Source organism: Ruegeria sp. D4 (genome assembly GCF_056534475.1).
Map to the genome: position 1 here is coordinate 41,367 of NZ_JBQFPJ010000009.1, position 19,335 is coordinate 60,701.

Here is a 19,335-nt window from a genome sequence, read left to right on the forward strand (position 1 = left end):
TTCCCGGCAAACGTCAGGGGCGGAATCGCCTGGGCTCAGCTAGCTTGGCCCGGTTTTCGGAGCCGCAACCCAAAGCCCACAATGGCACAATCTTCAGAATGGGCGATGAGCGGGTCGACTAATTTCCGATGGCTTGTGGTATGATATGCTCACGGGTCGGCGACCTTGATTGCCGCGGCAAAACCACCTCAATCGTACTCGAAAAATTTCAGGAGTTAAGACTTGGGTAGAAGCCAACTGCGCTTGTTCGGGCGCTGCCCCGCAAGGCTTGCGTACACGCGACCGCCCGGCCATCAAGCCGTCACCGTGGCGCATTTCGACCTCGTGCATTGACAGGCCCAACTGCATTGGCCCCATAAAACCACTCGCCGAAACGAAAAAACAAAAGCCGGATCGGCCAAAAGGCAATCATGCCAATGGCCGAACCGGCATCCTTTTGCACCGTTGTCGTGCTTTAGTATGGCGCCTCCAGCGGCGTCATGCGGACATAGACGGATTTGAGCTGGCTGTAATGTTCGATCGCAGCCTTGGAGTTCTCGCGCCCGACCCCCGATTGCTTGACGCCACCAAACGGCGCTTCGACCGGCGCATCATTGTACGAGTTGATAAAGCAGCTTCCGGCATCCAGTTGCGCGATGACCCTGTGCCCACGTTTCAGATCGCTGGTGAACACACCGGCGGCCAAACCGAAATCGGTGGCATTGGCGCGCGTGATCACCTCTTCCTCGGTTTCGAAATCCAGCACGGCCATCACGGGACCAAAGATCTCTTCAACCGCGATCTTCATGTCGTCGGTAACGTCGGCGAAAACCGCAGGCGTCATCCAGTTGCCCGGACGTTCAATCCGTTCGCCGCCACAAACCAAGCGGGCCCCTTCGGATTTCCCTGCCTCGATATAGCTTTGGGCGATCTCCAACTGACGCGCGCTGACCAGCGGGCCAAAATTGGTGGCCTCATCCTGCGGGTCACCGATGATCGCGTTGGCAAGCCGCTCCTGCAGGCGGTTCAGAAACGCGTCCTTGATGCCCTTCTGAACAAACACACGTGTCCCGTTCGAACACACCTGCCCCGAAGAATAGAAGTTGCCAAGGATCGCGCCACTGACGGCGTCTTCCAGATCGGCATCGTCAAACACGATCATCGGAGACTTGCCCCCGAGCTCCATCGTGACATGTTTCATGCCCGCAGCCGCAGCGGCATAGACCTTTCGCCCGGTGGGCACCGAACCGGTCAGCGATACCTTGTCCACCCGGGGATCAGTGACAAGGGCAGCGCCGGTTTCACCCCGCCCCTGCAGCACGTTGAACAGACCCGGCGGCAGGCCTGCCTCGGACAGGATTTCAGCAACCTTGAGCGCGCAGAGCGGAGTTTCTTCAGAAGGCTTGAAAATCACGGCGTTGCCGCAGGCCAGTGCTGGCGCGGCCTTCCAGCAGGCAATTTGCGTGGGGTAGTTCCAGGCACCGATGCCGACACACAGTCCCAGCGGTTCGCGCCGGGTGTAGACCCAGTCTTCGCCAAGCTGTATGTGCTCGCCGGTCAGGCTGCATGCAAGACCGCCAAAATACTCCAATGCATCTGCGCCCGATGTTGCGTCCGCAACCAGGGTTTCCTGCAGTGGCTTGCCGGTATCATAGGTTTCCAGCACTGAAAGCTCATGGTTGCGTTCGCGCATGATGTCGGCGGCTCGGCGCAGGATGCGCCCGCGTTCGGTGCCGGACATGGCGCCCCAGGCTTTTTGCGCCGTCCGGGCCAGCGCGATCGTCTGATCGACGAGCTCGGGAGAGGCCTCGTGCAACCTCGCGATCACCTCTCCGGTCGCTGGGTAAATCACATCAAGGGATCGACCGTTTTCATCTTCAAGATAGGCGCCATTCACGTAATGGCTGGCCTGAGGCTGCGCGATCATGTTCTGAGGTCTCCGAAACATGGCTGATGGGTAGTCCGGAACTGTTTTTCTCCGGCGGGTTTGTATTGCGAACGCATGGTTCTGAGCAGACGGGCCAGCGCGGATCGAGCCGGCCATTTTATATGTGGGGATGACCATGGTGGATTTTTATTGATCAGTCAATCAACTAACCGGATGATCCCATGCACACCGCCAGAGACCACGTTAGCAACTGTTTCCGACACCAGAATCCTGTTCGTAAAATCCCCAGTTGGGGAAGAACCCTGACCGACCGGCTGGCGCGGGCCGCCCCAGTTCCTGTCGCCGCAAAATGGGGGAATCGATAGCCGACCGGTCGCCCCGGACCCAGCGCCGAAACGGGGATCCGAATTGGGGCGTTCGCAAGCACAACCCCGGCGGCAACCCAATCAGCCAAGCCAAATTGACCATCAACGCAATGTGCGCGAGCGACCCGGCCTAACAAACCCGCTGCGTTGTAACCGCCCGGACAACCTCGGGATGTGCGCAACTTATCAACCTTTTACACGTGACCGGACCGGAAAACCTCCTTCTGCAAACGATGGATCATTGACGCAGAACCGGGCTGGTGCACAGGCAAGCCGGCCCTTTCGGCGTCCGGCGGACTCTGTTTAGAATTGAAAAAACCAGTCTAAAACGCTATTATGATCGCGTTTATACGAGTTATTGAATGTAGACGGCGGGCACCACTTTTTCTCCGCTCGGTGGCCTCAGAGCCATTGTTCCAAAGGATTGCGGCTTGAACTGCGGCTGGACCTGACCGAAGCATACAGCGCCCCTTCGACAGCAGGCTTTTCTGCCTCTGACGGAACGCCACCGCTTTCGGATGAAACACCAGACACGTGCCGTGGCATTAACAAGTTAGTCCGTATTCTTTTGACCTGATGCTTTGATGCCCGGGCGAGCCCGCATCTGCGCAGGTATTGAAAGCAACGGTCATGAGCACTCCCCGCTCGAATCTTCGACGAGAATTTGATATGGCTCCGTGTATTACGCCGGATCCCGTACGAACCGAGGTTGTGAAATGGCACTCCTTCACAATACAGGTGTTGAGAAGACCACAACGAATCGAACCGCCTGGATCCACCGGGGGCATATTCTGTCGCGAGACCATTCGTCAGACACCACCCACCCTTTGCAAAGGGTCCGGCCGTGAATATGCGCGTTATGGTCGAGATCACCGCGTCTGCACATTTCGATTTGCAGGATCCCGAAGCACTGGCCACTCAGATGAGAAAGCTGGGGTTCGAACTCGACCCGGATCTGGAACCTGTTCCGATGAACGAGACGGGCCACGGCGCACAACGGCAGCCGACCAGCGTGATACTCAGCGGAACCATTGCCGACGCGGAAGCTCTGGACGCACTCAATCAGCGGCCGGACGTCATAAACATTTGGGGCGATACGCCAATTGCGCCTTTTGCCCCGTAGGCCGCGTTCAACCTGCTGAACCGGATTTCTTCCACCGCTCAAACTCAACCAATCCCGAAATCTGTCGTGGCGACGTTCGCCGCGACCGGCAACCTGCGCAACCAGTTTCCAGTGCAACAAATTTAACCCAATGGAGGTATAAAGATGGCTGCTAAAAAAACCACGCGTGGCAGGAAGTCCAACGGCGACAACGGCTCGCCCCCAAACGGGGTTCCGCAGCCCACTGACGGCAAGGGCCGGCTGAGCATACTTGTCGAAATGCGCTATACGCCTGGCGGCTCCGGTCCCATGGCGATGTCCTCGGCCGAAGGTTTCTCGGGGGACGGCTTCGCTGTCGACAATGAATTCGAACCTGTCAGCATGGGCGGCACCGGAAGCGCCGAATTTGCCGCTTCGGGTCAGGCCCCTGACGAAACCTTCGTGGTGCGCGGCACCGTTGCAAGTGAAGACGCAATGGCAGCCTTGCGCAGCCGCCCCGAAGTGGCCGGTGTCTGGCGCGACGTCCCAATCGACGGCTTCCCCGTCGACAATCCGTACGGGCCGCAGACAGGCGGCGGCATGGCAGCATGCCCGATCCCGCCCTGCGACTGCAGCCCCGGCACGCCAAAGGGCAACATGGCCGACGTCGCCACCTATCTGGGCGTCGATCAGGTCTGGGCGGCGGGGTTCCGTGGAAACGGAATTGTTGTCGGCGTTTTGGACAGCGGCATCACCGCGCAAGGCCGACCGGTCAAGAACGGAGAGACCTCGCGTCGCATCCCGCGCGTAATCGGCGGATGGCCGTCAGACTGGGGCACCGAATCCGGCAAATGGGGCAATCACGGCAACATGTGCGCCACTGATGTTCTTGGCATGGCGCCCGAAGCCCAGCTTTACGATCTGCGGATTGCCGGATCTGGCGGCTCGCCCGGGACAATCAGCCGGGCATTGCAGGCGTTCAACTGGTCTATCAACCAGTTCCGAAGCAATGGCACTCCGCAAGTTCTGACAAACAGTTGGGGTATTTTCCAGGAAACATGGGATACCACCTATGCCCGCAACCCCAACCACCCGTTTACCCGCAAGGTGGTCGAGGCGATCAACGAAGGCATTCTCGTGCTCTTCGCCGCTGGTAACTGCGGAGATACCTGCCCCGACAACCGTTGCGGCGCCGATAACGGCCCGGGACGCAGCATCTGGGGTGCAAATGGCCACCCGCTGGTGATGACCGTCGGCGCGGTGAACAAGAACGAAGAGTTCATCGGATACAGCAGCCGCGGACCTGCCGCTCTGGATTCGAATAAGCCTGACTTCTGTTCCATCAGCCATTTCACGGGGTATTTCACAAGTGACTCCGGCACCTCGGCGGCGACGCCGATCCTTGCGGGTGCGGTGGCGTTGCTGAAGCAATCCCAACCCAGCGCAACGCAGGCACAGCTGAAATCCATACTGAAGGCAACGGCCAAGGATATCGGGGCCAGCGGCTTCGACCAGCATTCCGGATCCGGCATTGTCCAGATCAAGGCCGCGTATGACCGGTTGCACCGGCCTGTCCGCAGAACGATCGTCGGACCCGCATGCCCGCGCAGAACGGTGGTTGGACCCCTTTGCCCGCGCCGGACCCTGACCGGGCCGTGGTGTCCGCGTCCGACAACCGTCGGGCCGCGCTGCCCGCGCCGGACCCTGGTCGGGCCGTGGTGCCCGCGTCCGACAACCGTCGGGCCGCGCTGCCCGCGCCGGACCTTCACCGGACCGTGGTGTCCACGCCCGACTTTCGCCGGATGCCCACGCCCGACCCTGAGCGGACCGAGATGTCCTCGGGTCACGCTGGTAGGCTGTCCGCGCCCGACACTGGCCGGATGTCCGCGTCCGACGCTCGCAGGCTGCCCACGTCCTACGCTGGCTTGCTTCCGCGCTGGCGACGAAGATTACTATGACAGCGGCTGGGACGACGGATACGACGACTGGGACGACGGTTACGCGATGTACGAAGACGCCTATGACGATGAATGGGTGGATGAGTACGGCGCCGAGTCCGACGCCGACTATTGGGACGACGACTACGGGTATGATGACGAGTACTAAGTCATCCTGCCGGATGTAACGACCACGCACCCTCGGGCCAACCGCCCGGGGGTGTTCCTGAGGGCCTTACGACATGACCGATGCCGCCATTCGTTCGAACACAGAACCATCGCGCAGGCCGCGTGCGGAAGAACGGGTCGCTTCTGTTCTGCGCAGGCGTAACCTGATCCCCGCAACGCGGATCGTGCAACAGGGCATGCGCATCATGGCCACCCGGCGCGACCGCGCGACAACAGCCACTGTTCATCTGGGCGGACAGGGAACGTTTCTGGTCAAATTGGGCACCCGATCCGCCAGCAACTGGAACCGGCGTGAGATAACCTGCTATCAGGCGGTACAATCGCTCAGCCCCGGCATCGCGCCCTATCTGGCGCATTCCGATCCGGATCGAGGTATCCTGATCGCCGAACTTCTGGACCCGGCCACAACCCTGCACGACTTCATGGGGCGCAACCCCTTGGATGACCCAGCCATTCTTGATGGTCTGGCAAACGTGCTGGCCCGTCTGCATCAGGGACACGTAGATGACACGCACCTTCCCTCGGCTCGTCCCTGGATGCTGGACGGGGATTCCGGAGGGCTGCACGAGCAGTTGCATCACCTCCTGCCCAATCCGGCTGCGCGTGCGGCGGTCATGGCCTGCATCAGCCGTGCTCAGGCAGCATGGCGGGAAACCTGCCTCATCCATGGCGATCTCAAATGGGACAACTGCCTGCTGCAGTCCGGCCCGGATGGCACGGTGCAGATCCGGCTGGTCGATTGGGAACTGGCGGGTCTCGGCGATCCCGCCTGGGACGTCGCAACGGCCGTGCAGGAGTACCTTCAGCTGGCGCAACTGCCCGCCAGCCCGGGCAACAAGCCACTGGCCTCTCTTCCTGAAAACGAAGCCTGCCGGGCTGCGGTTCATCTGTTTTCAGCCTACACGCGCGCCACCGGCACTTTAGGATCCGCAAATACGGATTTCCTGAGACGATGCAGCCTCTATACCGGTATCCGACTTGTCCAGACCACACTCGAGTTGCAATCGATGGAAAGCCCGGACGGGACGCGCAGTCAGGTAGCCTTGGCCATGGCGCTGAGGGTGTGCCAGACTCCGAAATGGCTTGAAACCCTTCTTCGGGACGGGCCGCGAATTGGAACAGGATCGGTATAGCAATGGGTGCTGATGCGCTGGACGAGGCCTTACCTGCGGCGTTTGACGTCATTTCGCGGGTATTGGCCAGTGAACCCCTTAGGAGCGGCGATCCCGCCCCCCTGACGGATGCGCTCTATCGGGACTGGTATTGTGCGGTCGGTGAAAAACCGGGCCTGAATGCAGAAGACCGCGATCTGTGCGAGTTGCTGAGAACAGCGCACGCATCCTCGCACCGATGGGAGGAAGGGTGGCATGTCGCGAAAGTGTCCAGACGCGGCAAGGTTGCCGTAACGCGCGGACACGAAAGGCGGGTGCTCCACGTGATCGATTGCCTGCCCGAAGATGGCCGTGGCGCGCGTATTCGCCCCGGCGACACCGTTTCGGTTGTGGCCCGCCGGGATTCCGAAACCATGAACCCTGGCGATTACGTCACCTTCTCGAAACCCTGGCATGCAAACCGGCACCCGATTGTCCGGGTGTACTGGAACGCAATGCCAATAGGTGCACCTGTTCTGGTTCACGCGCTGAGTCAGGCTTTGGGCGACGCATTCCCATATTTCCTCAAGTGCCCCAGACGCCCGGCCGAATATGATCGCCGGGATGCGCTTGTCCTTTATCTGCCCCGACCAGATTTCGCAAAGGCAGCCGAGGCCATCGCCGCTACCGCCAGGCGTGCATGCGACGACCTGTGTGATCCGGTTCCCCCCCTGACCAGAAAGCTTTGCCCCGGGGTCAGCGTGGCCGACGACCCGGCAGCACGGGGAGAAAGCTTTGGGTCGTCCCGATGCGCGTTGGTGGCGCGGGGTGTCCTGCGCTGCGTTGATCGAGGTATCGAACAGCCCACGGACTGGGTCAAATCCGTGCGCGCCGTATTCTCGTCCGAAGGCATCGCACCGGATCGGCCATGGGCCGAAGCTGCCGACAGCCCGGAGTACGCGTTGCCGTGAGGAAACTGGACCCATCACCCCCGCCTCCCGGCGGCGACCAGGGCCCGGCCTTTCTTGCGGTCGCCACTGCTATCGCGGATCAACTGGTGCGCGATGCTGTCCGGGACGAAGATTGCTGCACCTGGCTTGGGTATGAAATGGAATTGGTCGACGGGGAATGGCGGTCCGTTTACCAGACCATCGACGAATCCCTTTACGGCGGACTGGCCGGGGTTGCGCTGTTTCTTGCGGAGATGTGGCGGCAGACCCGCAATCCAGACTACGCCAACACCGCATCAAGCGCAGCCAACGGCGCCATGCACCTGATACGCGAACGGCGCAGCGTCACACCGCACGGATGGTACAGCGGCCTCATCGGCACTCTGAGCACCGTTCGGTCCGTGTACGACATGCTGCCAGAAACGGAGATGGCAGACGATACGAGTCTTCTGCACGAAGTTCTGACAGCGGCGACCCCACAGGATGGCTGCTTTGACGTGATCGCCGGGCCATCGGGAACGATTGCGGGCTTGCTGACACTGCACGGCTCAGAGTCCGGCGATAGTATCTTGCGCGCCTGTCACCTCAATGGCGAATGGCTGTTGGACCGGGCGCAGTCCGGACCTGGTATCGGACTGTCATGGCAGGAAGAAAATGCGGAAACGTCACACGCCTTTCCGCATTGCGGCCTCGCACACGGTGCCTCTTCCCCAGCGCTCGCGCTGCTGGAGCTTTGGGCCGCGACCCGGGACGAACGTTATCGCAAAGCCGGTTTCCGCGCCTTTGAGTACGAGCGGCAATGGTTCGATCGCCACCAATGCGGTTGGCCCGATCTGCGCGATGTCAGGGCCGATCAGGCCGGTGACCCCAAAGCGATGGTTTACCCCGCCTACTGGTGTTACGGGTCGGGCGGCATCGCGTTGTCGCGGCTTCGGGCCTGGCAATTGACCAGCGACAAGACATCCCTTGCAGAAGCCAACGCCGCCATCTTCGCCTGCAAGCGACGGGCGCGGCAGGCTCTGACCACCGAACGCGCCGGTTTCGAAGAAAACGCAAGCGTTTGCCATGGCCTTGGGAGTATCGTCGAACCCCTGATCTACTCATCTCAGGTCCGCCCTGATCCCGAGGCAATAGCCCTGGCCCGCGAACTTGGTCTGGCAATGCGACCCCCTGCAAACGAGGAATGGAAATGCGGCCTGGTCGAAGGCGGTGAAACGCCAGGCCTGATGCTTGGTCTGGCGGGGATCGGGCGCATGTATCTGGGCCTCAGCGACCCGGTCCGGTTCCGGCCATCCGGCCTTGTATTGCCTGCGTCCAAGCGCGGGGATTCGGCCTGATCAACCCTTGGCGTGTTCCAGCCGGCGAATGGGAAACCGCGCGCGGATTTCCGCGTCCAGCCGATCCGGGATATGACCGGGATCGGGGGCCGCCAGTAATTCGCGGGTACGCTGCCGGGCCCGTTCCAGCAGATCCCTATCTGTCGCCGCCGCCCATTCCTGTGGCGTGCGCCGGTCCGCCATCGCCGGATAGTAATAGTCGCTTTCCATCCGGTTCAGCGTCTGATCATGCGCTAGAAAATGTCCCGGCCCTCCGACACAGACATCGCGGATGGTTTCAAGGGACAACGTGTCTTCCGAAACCTCGAACCCGCGCGTCGCGCGCATCACCGAACCGATCATGTCATTGTCGAGAACAAAGCTTTCTAGCGAACAGCCCAGAAGCGAACCATACATCCCTGCCGCCTCGTAGATCAGGTTGGCACCCGACAGCGCGGACAACAGCTCGGTACAGCCCTTTTCATATCCGGCCTGAAAATCCGGCATCTTGCTATCGGTCATCCCTGCGCTGACTGCGCAGGGAATGTCATAAAACCGCGCCATCTGTGCACAGGCCGCCATCAGCAGCCCCTGTTCCGCACTGCCGCCCGACATCGCACCGGTGCGCAGATCACTGACAAAGGGTAAGGCTCCAAAAGTGGCCGGATGACCGGGATTCAGCAGATTGACATATACCAGCCCTGCCAGCACCTCGGCGGTCTGCTGGGCAACCGCCCCGGCCAGCGGTGCGGGGCTGGTGGCGCCCGCCTGACCCGCCGAAACCAGCTTTAACGGAATGCCATGGCGCGCGGCAGTCGCGATGACTTCCAGCGCCTCTTCGGCAAAAGTCAGCGGCGGCACCACAAAACAGGTTGAGATACAAAGCGGCGGCCGTGCCCGCAGCGCCTCGGGACCGCCGGTGATCATCGTCAGCATACCGACGGCCTCTTCCAGAACGGCTGCCGAACCGAATGAGGTGCCAACCGGCTTGGCCGTTCCCTTCAGGCACGCGTAAAGCGTGTTCAGATCCATCTCGCGCGGGTCCGTGATGTCCCGCGCCACCACGGTGCGCTGGAACATGTGGATGTTGGGCAGCGCTTCGGCCAGCCGCGCCATATCGTAAAGATCGCGCAAGGTCGTGTCGCGGATCTGACCGGTTTCGCTGTCGATGATATGAACCGCCGCACCCGACGTGCCGAAATGCGTTCGCGCACCTGACGGGTCCAAATCATGCTCGGGCCGCTGGCCAAACAGGTGAAACCCGCGGCCGGCGGTTTCAAGGACCCGCCGCACCATAGGTTCGGGAAACAACAGCCGCCTGTCCGTGGTCAGGGACCCACCGGCAGCACAGACCGTGTCGATGCAGTCCCGGGTCGCCCCTTTCAGCCCGATTTCCCCAAGAATACGCATCGCCGTGGTATCGATCAGCGAAAGTTCCCTGGCCGAAAGTGCGGCGAACTTTCCGCCTTCGATCCCCGGCCAGATCGCCTCGGTCACGCCCATTCCCGCGCCATCCTGCCTTGCGTGCCTGCGGGCGGCGCGTCCGCCGTTGCGTTTACGTGCAGTCATTGATCGATCCTGTCAAAAAAACTGGCAACGTTGTCCGCCTGCGGCCAGTTGAGTGCAGTCTTGTAACTGTCCTCAGGCAATCCAGTCAGACCAGAAAACTTGTCCGCCAACTGGTCAGGCGTCATTGGGTTGGATGGATGACCCAGAGGGGCGGCGCAGGTGGCCTGGACAATCTCGCCACTTGTCAGTTCAACCCTGAGCCTGTCTGGCTGATCCGGGTCATAATTCAGCGCCGGGTTTTTGGCCTGTTCTGCCTTGACGGTGGTCAAATCGATCAACCGGGCAACTTCGGGGTCGGCCCAGAACGCATCCGCGCTGTCGCGCAGCGATAGCTGTCCCTTTGCCAGAACTTGCGCAACACAGGCCGGAGCCGAAAACAGGGCTTCGGTACGCGATGCCGGGCGATCGAATGGCAGGATTTCATAGTGGAAATCTGGCATGAATGCCTCGATGGCCGTAATCCCATGCACGCCCCCGGCCAGTCGCGAACGGATTTCCACCGCCGCAGTCATCAGGCGGTGCGTGTATCCGCACGAGGGCCAGGGTTTCAGGATCAGCCCATAATCGGACAGAGCCCAGTCCCGCCCCAACCGCGACATGACGCCTGAGAACCGTTTCGCATCATAGTCACTCAGAAGCCCTGCAAACCCGCGTTCGTGGTCCATTACATGCGGTTGCCCCGTCAGGCCCTGGGCTGCCAGCAAGGCGGCCTCAACACCGTTGCGGGCGGCCCAACCGGCCTGCAAGGGCTTGGCGTTGGACCCGAATTGCCTTGTGTAGCCCGCCGCCTGCGACACCGCGAAAGACAGGGCATGCACTGTCTGGTCCGCCGACAGCCCCAACAACCGCGAAACCGCCCCGGCTACACCGATGACACCCAGCGTGGCCGTGGAATGAAACCCACGTGCATAATGCGCCAATGACACCGCTTTACCCAATTGCATGATGATTTCGGCCCCCACGGCATAGGCCGTCATCAGGTCCTTTCCGGAGACCGGGGTCAGATGCGCGGACGCCAGCAAAGCGGGCAGCAGAACAACAGTCGGGTGGGTATTTCCTGGCTCTTCCCAGTCATCCAGATCCCAGGCATGGCCCGCGACCCCGTTTACCAGCACGGCAACCGGGGCCGAAAGGGTCTGATCCGCCCCGTAAACACGGACCGGACCGGGCGCGACCAAGGCCAACGCCGCCCGTGTTTGACGCGCCACCGCACTGTTCGCGCCAGCCAGTATGCACCCGAAACAATCGACGACCGCCGGGGCAATCTGCGCCTGTACAGACGGGTCCGGGCGGGCCGCAACCGCAAATTGCGCAAGTGTTTCAATGGCCGTCACGGTGTACCCCCTTTCGGCTGAGTGGACCCGGAAAGCAGCGTCATCCAAATGCCCATCCTCGCACCCACTCAATCCGCGAAAGGATCAGGTTGATGCGGGTTCGTCGACAGCCAGACGGATTTGGTCTGCATGAAGCAGCGCATCCCTTCCCAGCCGTTTTCGCGCCCGTAGCCTGATTGTTTCATGCCTCCAACCGGCGACTGGGTGGCTGCGTTGAAGTAGTTGTTGATATAGACGGTCCCGGCCTCGATCCGGGACGCCACCCGCATCGCGCGTGCGACATCGCGGGTCCAAATCCAGGCGGCCAGCCCGTAAACCGCATCATTGGCGATGCGAATGGCCTCGGGCTCCTCGGTCCAGGCTTCGGTGCTGACAACCGGGCCAAAAACTTCGTTTTGCGCCAGATCGGCAGAGTTCGGGACATCAGAAAAGATGGTGGGACCGATATAATAGCCCTTGTCCCGGCAGGCTGTGCGTCCGTCCAGTCGCAGGTTGTGACCGGCCTCCTCAGCGGCGGCGATCCGGCTCAGAACAGATTCATAATGTGGCCGGTTGGCTATCGGCCCGATTTGGGTTGCGGGATCAAGCGGGTCGCCGACCCGCTCCTTTTTCACGACATCCACCAGGCGGTCGGTGAAATCTTCGATCACTTCGGCATGCACCAGCAGGCGCGAGCCGGAAATGCAGCTTTGCCCACCGGCTGGAAATATCCCGGCAGCCACGCCATTCACCGCCAGTTCCAGATCCGCATCCGGAAACACGATTTGCGGCGACTTGCCGCCCAGTTCCATCACCACCGGTTTGACCTGTTGCGCAGCCGCGATTGCTGCGGCCCGCCCGCCAGCAGTGCCGCCGGTAAAACTGACCATGCGCACATCCGGGTGTTCGATCATCGGTTTGGCGGTTGTCGGCCCATACCCTGTGACCACATTCAGAACCCCGGGTGGCAGATCGGCCTCGAGCAAGATGTCCATCAGCTCAAGCGTCGAACAACTGGAATGCTCCGAAGGTTTGATCACAACGGTATTTCCCGCCGCCAGACAAGGCGCAAGCTTCCAGATCAGCGTACCCAACGGAGAGTTCCACGTCAGCACCTGTGCCACCACGCCGAACGGCTCCCATGTCATGTAGTTGTGGATGTCCGGTGCCTCGGCCGGTATCACACGGCCTTCGAACTTGTCGCACATGCCTGCGTAATAATGCCAACTGTCGACCTGCCACTGACCCGGTTGCAAGCCCGGCGTGATCATGGAAGGCAGCTTGCCGTTGTCCTGTGTCTCAATCACCCCAAGTCGCTCGGCGTGTCGGGAAATCACGTCCCCGATCCGGCGCAGCACCCGCCCGCGTTCGGCGGGCTGCATTCGTCCCCAGGGTCCGTCGTAAAATGCCTTTCGCGCCGCCTCGACCGCTCGGTTCACATCTGTTTCGCGGCAGTCCGGTACACGGGCCCATACTTCTCCGTTGGCGGGGTTTTCGCTGTTGATATATGCGCCGCCCGCCGGGTCGTGCCATTGGTTGCCGGTAAAGTACCGAAAGGTCCGGATATTGCTCATGACGCGGTCTCCATTGGATGTTCAGCGGGACGAGGTGCCCGGCCAAGGATCATGTCGGCGGCTTTCTCGGCCATCATCACAACGGTTGCATAAAGGTTTCCGGTGATCTGAGCGGGCATGGCCGAGGCATCGCAAACCCGCAGCCCCTCAACCCCGTGCACGCGCAGTTGGGAATCCAGCACATCACCCATCCGGGCAGTGCAGCACAGGTGATGGCCGGTATAGGCGGTTCTTCGGATGGCATCGGTAATCTGCGCATCGGTTTTGGCCCCAAGCCACGGGCCGATTTCACCCGTCAGATATTGCGCGATCTGGGGTTGTGCCATCACCTCGCGCATCGTGGCAACGCCACGCTTCAGACACTCCAGGTCGCGGGAGTCGGCGAAGTATTTGGGGTCGATGACCGGGTGCAGAAGAGGGTCCGGGCCGGACAATCGAACCGTACCCTCCGAGATCGGGCGTTCCAGATTGATGTCGATCTGCACACCAGGTCGCGCCATCTTTCGCCCACGCACCAGTAACTTGCGGCCTAATCGGTTCAGCAACGGCACAGTTTCATGCGCACCGTCACCCAGGTTTTCCTCAACCACCATCGGGGTCATGTGCACCTGAAGCTCGGGCCATTTGGGGTCGTCGAAGGCGTGAAACAGCACTGTCGAGAAAAAAGCGCCGCCCCCGGGGCCCGATCCGTTCAGCAACCATCGTCCCATCAGCAGAGCTGCCCTGTCCAGACGCTGATGTTTGGCGTGGCTCAGGTCCGCGCGGTCCGATCCGAACTGCATCGACACATTCGGGTGATCCGAAAGATGCGCGCCAACCGAGGGCAGGTCGGCCAAAACCTCGATATCATGAAACCGCAGATGATTTGCCGGTCCAATCCCCGACAACATCAACAACTGCGGCGTCCCGATGGCGCCCTGACACAGGATCACTTCGCGCTCTGCCCGGATGACCTCACCCGTCAAGGTCAGCAGTCCGACGGCACGGCAGTCTTCGGTGACAACCCGCACAACATGAACGCCAGTGCGGACGGTCAGGTTCTTTGGCCGGGATTTCAGGTAGGCAATCGCCGCCGACTGCCGGACGCCTTTGGCAACCGTGCTGTCATTGCGCGCCACACCTGTTCTGTGCGGACCGTTCAGATCGTCCAGTTCGCGATGCCCGGCGGCAGCCGCCGCCGCGATAAACGCCTGATCCATCAGGCCGAAATTGCGCGCCGGTTCCGTCTTCAGGGGGCCATCCACGCCATGCCAGGCATCCCGTCTGTCACGTGCACCTTCGGCCCGGCGGAAATAGGGAAGGACCTCGACGTAAGACCATCCGGTCAGCCCCTTCTGCCGCCACAGATCATAATCCGCCGCGACACCGCGCATGTAGATCATGCCATTGACGATTGAGGACCCGCCCAGCGCCTTGCCACGCGGATAGTAAACACAACGGCCCTCCAATCCGGGCTGAGCAACGGATGTATAGCCCCAGTCCAGCCTTGGGTTGCCGAACACGAATCCGTTCCCCGCAGGCATCCGAATAAACAGATCGCGCCCCTCTCCGCCCGCCTCGACCAGACAGACCGATATGTCCGGACCTTCGGCCAGCCGCGCCGCTAGAACGCATCCGGCCGAGCCGCCTCCGGCGATGACATAATCGAACGAACCACTCATTGCGGCAACCTGTCCAGAATGGCGCCGGTCATCTCGGCGCCGGTTGCTGCGCCGCCCAGATCGGGCGTCATGATCCCGTCCCGCAATGTGGCAGAGACAGCCCTGTGCAGGTGGTTTTCAGGGTCGGGCAGGCCAAAGCTGTATTTGAACATCATCCCGACCGACAGGATCGTCCCCACCGGATTGGCGATCCCCTGACCCGCAATGTCCGGCGCAGACCCGGCGGTGCTTTCATACATGCCAAACACCGGACCACGGGCGGGACTGGCGCTCAGACTGGCCGAGGGCAGCATACCCAGTGACCCCGCATACACCGCCGTCAGATCGCTGAGCACATCGCCCATCTGATTGCAGCACAACACGACATCAAAATCAGCAGGCCGCTGCATCAACTGATAGGCGCAATTGTCGGCGAACATGTTTTCGAATTCGACATCCGGGTATTCCTGCGCCACCTCGGTCACGACGTTGCGCCACAGTTTGTAGCTTTCCATGACATTGGATTTGTCGCAGCTGACCAGACGCCTGCGCCGTTCGCGAGCCAGCTGAAACCCACCATGCGCAAACCGGGCGACTTCGTTTTCGTCATAAGCGGTCAGGTCATAACCCTGCCGCACCCCATCGACCCGACGCTGGCCGCGTTCGCGGGCAAACATCGCGCCGCCACACATTTCGCGCAGGATCAGCACGTCCGCCCTGTCGGCAACACCGGCCCGGAACGGGGTCCGGTTCATCAATCCTGCCCATGCCCGCGCGGGCCTTAGTCCCAGATAGGTCTGCAGATGGTGGCGCAGATACATCAGCCCGTCCTGGCATTCCGCGCCGCCGGATACCCGGATGTCATCCCAGTCGGGTCCGCCGACCGCGCCCACCAGAACAGCATCCGATGCCTTTGCAAATTCCAGATCCTCGGGCGTGCAAAACGTGCCATGCACCTCCCACGAAGCGCCGTGCAGCAGCCCGTGCCTGACGCACAGCGCAATACCGCATCGCTGCGCCAGCACTTCGGCCACCTGCAGTCCATAGCCCACGATCTCGGGACCGATGCCATCGCCACCCAGCGCAAGAATCGTCTTTCCCATGGAACGACCCTGATTTGGTTCCGCAAACAGATTTGCCCGCTTGCAGCGAAAGAAAAAGACGGAAATGATGAATGAATATTGTTCTTACAATGAATGATTGTGACGCATGTCCATTCCCCTGCACCAGATCAACGCCTTCGACGCCGCCGCGCGCCACCTTAGCTTTTCCCGTGCAGCCGAGGAGTTGAACGTGCTGCAACCCGCGATCAGCCGCCATATCGCGGCGCTTGAGGCGGAACTGGGGACCCAGCTTTTTGCCCGCACCAAGCCCCGCCTTACCCTGACAGAAGACGGGGTTTTGCTGGCCAAGGCAGTGTCACAAGGATTCGGGGCCATCCGAGGCGGGCTTGACGCGGTGCGAACCCGCGCGCACGAGGACACGATCGTGGTCAGCGCCAGCATCGGTTTCACCAGCCTTTACCTGTTGCCGAGACTGGCCGGGTTTCAGGCGGATCACCCCGACACCAAGCTCCAGATTGTCACCCGGGATCAGAACCCAGACTATGATCCGGCAAAATGTGACGTCGTTATTCTTTTCGGCGAACACGGCATTCCGGGTTGCCCATCGCTGCAAATATTCCCCGAGCGCATGGTGGCCATTTGCCGCCCCGACCTGTTGCACGACGGGCAACCCTATTCCCGCGCGGCATTGGCCGGGCAAAAACTGCTGCATATGTCCGAGCGTGACCATAACGGCGATTGGGGGCGGTATTTCCAGGGAACCGGAAAGAAAGTGCCGCCACCACCCGGCCATGACACCTACCTCAGTTTCATGGTCTATCTGCGCGCCATTCAGAACGGTCTGGGCATCGGTATTGGCTGGCGGCCCTTGATTGACGAGTTTCTTGCCAACGGAACCCTTGCGCTGGCCTGTGACCACGAGCATGAAAGCAAACGCGGCTACTTCTGCTCGGTCACGGCTTTGGGGAAAACAAAAACCGGCGCCCATCTGTTTCAGAACTGGATCGCGCAGGCGGCATGATGCGCGGTCCAGTGCCCGCCGACAACAGCGTTTTCACTTTTCTGCTTGCAGGTTTCTCGCCATGATCGAACCACCGTGCAGGCGCAGCGGATCGCAGCAACCCGATACAGGATAGCCCCATGAACAGATCGGAAAATCCCGGCCCCGCAACAACGCCGCGCACACGCGCCAAGGCCCGCCACATTCTGGATAACTATTATATCGGACCGGCCGGAGACGGCTCAGTTCTGGAAATTTGGGGCTATACTGACCGCATGTCCTATGCACCGGGCGATCGGGTTGCGTTGCGGGTTTCGACCACTGCCCAAAACTGGACACTGGAAATTGGCCGCGACGGGCAGGATTACGAGCCGCTGCTTCACGAAACCAACCTGCCCGGCATGTACCAAACCACCCCGCCGGACTGTTCGGTGAATGGATGCGACTGGGCAGTCGCCTACAAATTCACCATCCCCGATGACTGGCGCCCGGGCGGATACCTGATCACCTTCAGTGCGGAACAGGACGGCGACCGGGTCGAAGAGCATCACCTGTTTCTGCTGCGCCGCGCGGCGGATCGCGTGCCCGCCCCTTACGTTCTGGTCTGTGCCACCGGCACCTGGCTGGCCTATAACTGCTGGGGAGGTTCGAACCATTATCAGGGCATTACCGGACCCGACGGTGATGCATTTTCACCCGTGGTTTCGACCCGGCGCCCCTGGACCCGTGGGTTTTGTAAACTGCCCCACGGCGCCCCGCGCGCGGTTCCCGAAGCCCCGCATGTGCCCGGTGGAATGGTACGTTACCCCTACATGGAATGGGCCTATTCCTATGGGTACTCCAAGAAATACGCCTCGGCCGGCTGGGCCAGTTACGAGCGGCATTTTGCTGTGTGGGCCGAAGCGAACGGTTTTGATCTGGACTTTGCCACTCAGCACGATCTTGATGCTGACCCGGACCTGCTGAACCGCTACAAATGTGCGATTTTCGTGGGTCACGACGAATACTGGTCTGCCCCGATGCGCCACGCCGTGGACCGGTTCACCGAAAACGGCGGCAAGATGGCGCGGTTTGGCGGAAACTTCCTATGGCAGACCCGGATCCAGGATCAGGGCCGTCAGCAGGTCTGCTACAAATACAATGCCGATCAGGATCCTCTGGTAGGAACAGACCGGGATAATCTGGTCACTTCCGCATGGGAGGTCGCCCCCACCAACTGGCCCGGCGCACAGACCTTTGGCGCAAACGGGCTGGGGGGCGTGTATGCCAGCCTCGGACGTTGCGCGGGTCAGGGCAGTGGCGGTTTCACCGTCTATCGCCCCCGGCACTGGGCGTTTGCAGGCACTCAACTGGGTTACGGCGACCAACTGGGGGCGACCTCGCGCATTTTCGGGTACGAGGTGGATGGCGTCGATTACCGGATGGAGGATGGCCTGCCCTTTGCCACCGGATATGACGGCACCAATCCAGAGGTCGAAATCCTTGCGCTGGGTCTGGCTACAAATGTCGAACCCGACCACGGCGTCTGGGGTGAAACCGTCTACATCGGTAACGATGATGCCAGTTTCAAAGCGCAGGCAATCTTTGGAGAGGTCACCGAAGAAACGCTGGACCGTAGCACCCGCGGCAACGGGGTGATCGTGCACTGGCACCGCGGCAAGGGTGAGGTGTTCAACGCCGCCACCTGTGAATGGGTCATGGGGCTGACCCGGCGGGATTGGCAGGTTGAACGGATCACAAGGAACGTACTGACCCGGTTCGGTATCTGAACGTCGCGGACGCCGCGGTTGCTTTGCGTGCTATTGGGTGCAGGCCAAACCGGCAATCGGGTCTGTGCGGGAAACTTCCTTTACCTGAGCAACATCGCCGCAAACAACCTGAAGCCGCAGCATCCCTGCGTTCGGAAACCTGTCGAAATACGCGAACTTTACTCGATCAAGCTGCTCTGCGTTCTGGCAAGTGATCCGATAGTCGGCAACAAATTCCATATGCCGTTCGTCACCTGCCTTGTCGCTCTGCCCCTGTGCGACGCTGGTCAGCGTTACATTCGCTGACGCGTTAAAACAGCCAGCTTCGACCGGAGGTTCAAACAACTCCAGCGGTTTGGACAGGTCCGACACGGCCCGGGCTACCAGCACGCGATCGTCGTTGTTTTCCGCCGGATGTTCGAACCCGACGATGTCCGCTCCGGGCGCGGAAAATGAGAGCTGTATGCTCGTATCGGAGTGGGTAACGATCAGTGTTCCCGTACCGTGGCTATGTGATTGAGAAATATTGGATTCTTCGGCCAGAACAACGACTGGCATCAGGGAAAATGCGACCATCGCTGCTTTCATAACCAGTGCACCGTTCAAAAAGAATCACTGGCTTTATTGTATT

General features: G+C 61.0%; 14 protein-coding genes. 7 read left to right on the forward strand and 7 right to left on the reverse strand.

Annotated elements, in window-relative coordinates:
* Window positions 1-454: 454 nt before the first annotated feature.
* Entirely contained in the window at window positions 455-1,906 is a 1,452-nt protein-coding gene (betB, locus tag ACR0MI_RS13545) for a betaine-aldehyde dehydrogenase (RefSeq protein ID WP_170615989.1), read from the reverse strand.
* Window positions 1,907-3,076: 1,170 nt separating this feature from the next.
* On the opposite strand from betB, the gene ACR0MI_RS13550 reads away from it, so the two are divergent.
* From ACR0MI_RS13550 to ACR0MI_RS13570, 5 genes are all read left to right on the forward strand, one after another.
* Complete coding sequence (locus ACR0MI_RS13550) at window positions 3,077-3,355, forward strand: hypothetical protein (protein ID WP_170615987.1); 279 nt, start codon at window positions 3,077-3,079, stop codon at window positions 3,353-3,355.
* Between the two features lie 144 nt (window positions 3,356-3,499).
* Window positions 3,500-5,419, forward strand: a complete 1,920-nt coding sequence (locus tag ACR0MI_RS13555) for a S8 family peptidase (protein ID WP_480441741.1) — start codon at window positions 3,500-3,502, stop codon at window positions 5,417-5,419.
* Between the two features lie 73 nt (window positions 5,420-5,492).
* A complete protein-coding gene (locus ACR0MI_RS13560; RefSeq protein WP_170619739.1) occupies window positions 5,493-6,572 on the forward strand; it encodes a phosphotransferase in 1,080 nt (359 codons plus the stop codon).
* 2 nt (window positions 6,573-6,574) lie between these two features.
* The gene (locus tag ACR0MI_RS13565; protein ID WP_170615983.1) at window positions 6,575-7,501 is read left to right on the forward strand and encodes a T3SS effector HopA1 family protein; all 927 of its coding nucleotides are present in this window, start codon (window positions 6,575-6,577) and stop codon (window positions 7,499-7,501) included.
* On the forward strand, window positions 7,498-8,817 hold the full coding sequence (locus tag ACR0MI_RS13570) for a lanthionine synthetase LanC family protein (RefSeq protein ID WP_170817222.1): 1,320 nt from the start codon (window positions 7,498-7,500) through the stop codon (window positions 8,815-8,817). Before ACR0MI_RS13565 ends, ACR0MI_RS13570 begins: the two co-directional genes overlap by 4 nt.
* On the opposite strand, the gene ACR0MI_RS13575 is transcribed toward ACR0MI_RS13570, so the two are convergent.
* The 5 genes from ACR0MI_RS13575 to leuB form a co-directional block, all read right to left on the reverse strand.
* Window positions 8,818-10,365 carry a trimethylamine methyltransferase family protein gene (locus ACR0MI_RS13575; protein ID WP_170615979.1) on the reverse strand — a complete coding sequence of 516 codons (1,548 nt, stop codon included), beginning with the start codon at window positions 10,363-10,365 and terminating at the stop codon, window positions 8,818-8,820.
* Window positions 10,362-11,699 (reverse strand): MmgE/PrpD family protein, encoded by a 1,338-nt coding sequence (locus ACR0MI_RS13580; RefSeq protein WP_170619737.1) that lies wholly within the window; start codon window positions 11,697-11,699, stop codon window positions 10,362-10,364. The genes ACR0MI_RS13575 and ACR0MI_RS13580 overlap by 4 nt, the downstream gene beginning before the upstream one ends.
* A gap of 68 nt (window positions 11,700-11,767) precedes the next feature.
* A complete protein-coding gene (locus tag ACR0MI_RS13585; protein ID WP_170817221.1) occupies window positions 11,768-13,252 on the reverse strand; it encodes an aldehyde dehydrogenase in 1,485 nt (494 codons plus the stop codon).
* Entirely contained in the window at window positions 13,249-14,913 is a 1,665-nt protein-coding gene (locus tag ACR0MI_RS13590) for a GMC family oxidoreductase N-terminal domain-containing protein (RefSeq protein WP_170817220.1), read from the reverse strand. Before ACR0MI_RS13590 ends, ACR0MI_RS13585 begins: the two co-directional genes overlap by 4 nt.
* Window positions 14,910-15,995, reverse strand: a complete 1,086-nt coding sequence (gene leuB / locus ACR0MI_RS13595) for a 3-isopropylmalate dehydrogenase (protein ID WP_170615970.1) — start codon at window positions 15,993-15,995, stop codon at window positions 14,910-14,912. The genes ACR0MI_RS13590 and leuB overlap by 4 nt, the downstream gene beginning before the upstream one ends.
* A gap of 106 nt (window positions 15,996-16,101) precedes the next feature.
* On the opposite strand from leuB, the gene ACR0MI_RS13600 reads away from it, so the two are divergent.
* The gene (locus tag ACR0MI_RS13600; protein WP_170615969.1) at window positions 16,102-16,977 is read left to right on the forward strand and encodes a LysR family transcriptional regulator; all 876 of its coding nucleotides are present in this window, start codon (window positions 16,102-16,104) and stop codon (window positions 16,975-16,977) included.
* A gap of 119 nt (window positions 16,978-17,096) precedes the next feature.
* Window positions 17,097-18,725 carry a N,N-dimethylformamidase beta subunit family domain-containing protein gene (locus ACR0MI_RS13605; protein WP_480854615.1) on the forward strand — a complete coding sequence of 543 codons (1,629 nt, stop codon included), beginning with the start codon at window positions 17,097-17,099 and terminating at the stop codon, window positions 18,723-18,725.
* Between the two features lie 30 nt (window positions 18,726-18,755).
* On the opposite strand, the gene ACR0MI_RS13610 is transcribed toward ACR0MI_RS13605, so the two are convergent.
* Window positions 18,756-19,280: a ZrgA family zinc uptake protein gene (locus tag ACR0MI_RS13610; RefSeq protein WP_170619732.1), complete on the reverse strand. Its 525-nt coding sequence runs from the start codon at window positions 19,278-19,280 to the stop codon at window positions 18,756-18,758.
* Window positions 19,281-19,335: the final 55 nt, after the last annotated feature.

Excerpts from the sequence above, each read along its gene's own strand:
- ACR0MI_RS13610 (WP_170619732.1), bottom strand. The coding sequence starts at position 19,280 with ATGGTCGCATTTTCCCTGATGCCAGTCGTTGTTCTGGCCGAAGAATCC.
- ACR0MI_RS13585 (WP_170817221.1), bottom strand. The coding sequence starts at position 13,252 with ATGAGCAATATCCGGACCTTTCGGTACTTTACCGGCAACCAATGGCAC.
- ACR0MI_RS13560 (WP_170619739.1), top strand. The coding sequence starts at position 5,493 with ATGACCGATGCCGCCATTCGTTCGAACACAGAACCATCGCGCAGGCCG.
- ACR0MI_RS13590 (WP_170817220.1), bottom strand. The coding sequence starts at position 14,913 with ATGAGTGGTTCGTTCGATTATGTCATCGCCGGAGGCGGCTCGGCCGGA.
- ACR0MI_RS13565 (WP_170615983.1), top strand. The coding sequence starts at position 6,575 with ATGGGTGCTGATGCGCTGGACGAGGCCTTACCTGCGGCGTTTGACGTC.
- ACR0MI_RS13605 (WP_480854615.1), top strand. The coding sequence starts at position 17,097 with ATGAACAGATCGGAAAATCCCGGCCCCGCAACAACGCCGCGCACACGC.
- ACR0MI_RS13600 (WP_170615969.1), top strand. The coding sequence starts at position 16,102 with ATGTCCATTCCCCTGCACCAGATCAACGCCTTCGACGCCGCCGCGCGC.
- betB (WP_170615989.1), bottom strand. The coding sequence starts at position 1,906 with ATGATCGCGCAGCCTCAGGCCAGCCATTACGTGAATGGCGCCTATCTT.
- ACR0MI_RS13575 (WP_170615979.1), bottom strand. The coding sequence starts at position 10,365 with ATGACTGCACGTAAACGCAACGGCGGACGCGCCGCCCGCAGGCACGCA.
- leuB (WP_170615970.1), bottom strand. The coding sequence starts at position 15,995 with ATGGGAAAGACGATTCTTGCGCTGGGTGGCGATGGCATCGGTCCCGAG.
- ACR0MI_RS13555 (WP_480441741.1), top strand. The coding sequence starts at position 3,500 with ATGGCTGCTAAAAAAACCACGCGTGGCAGGAAGTCCAACGGCGACAAC.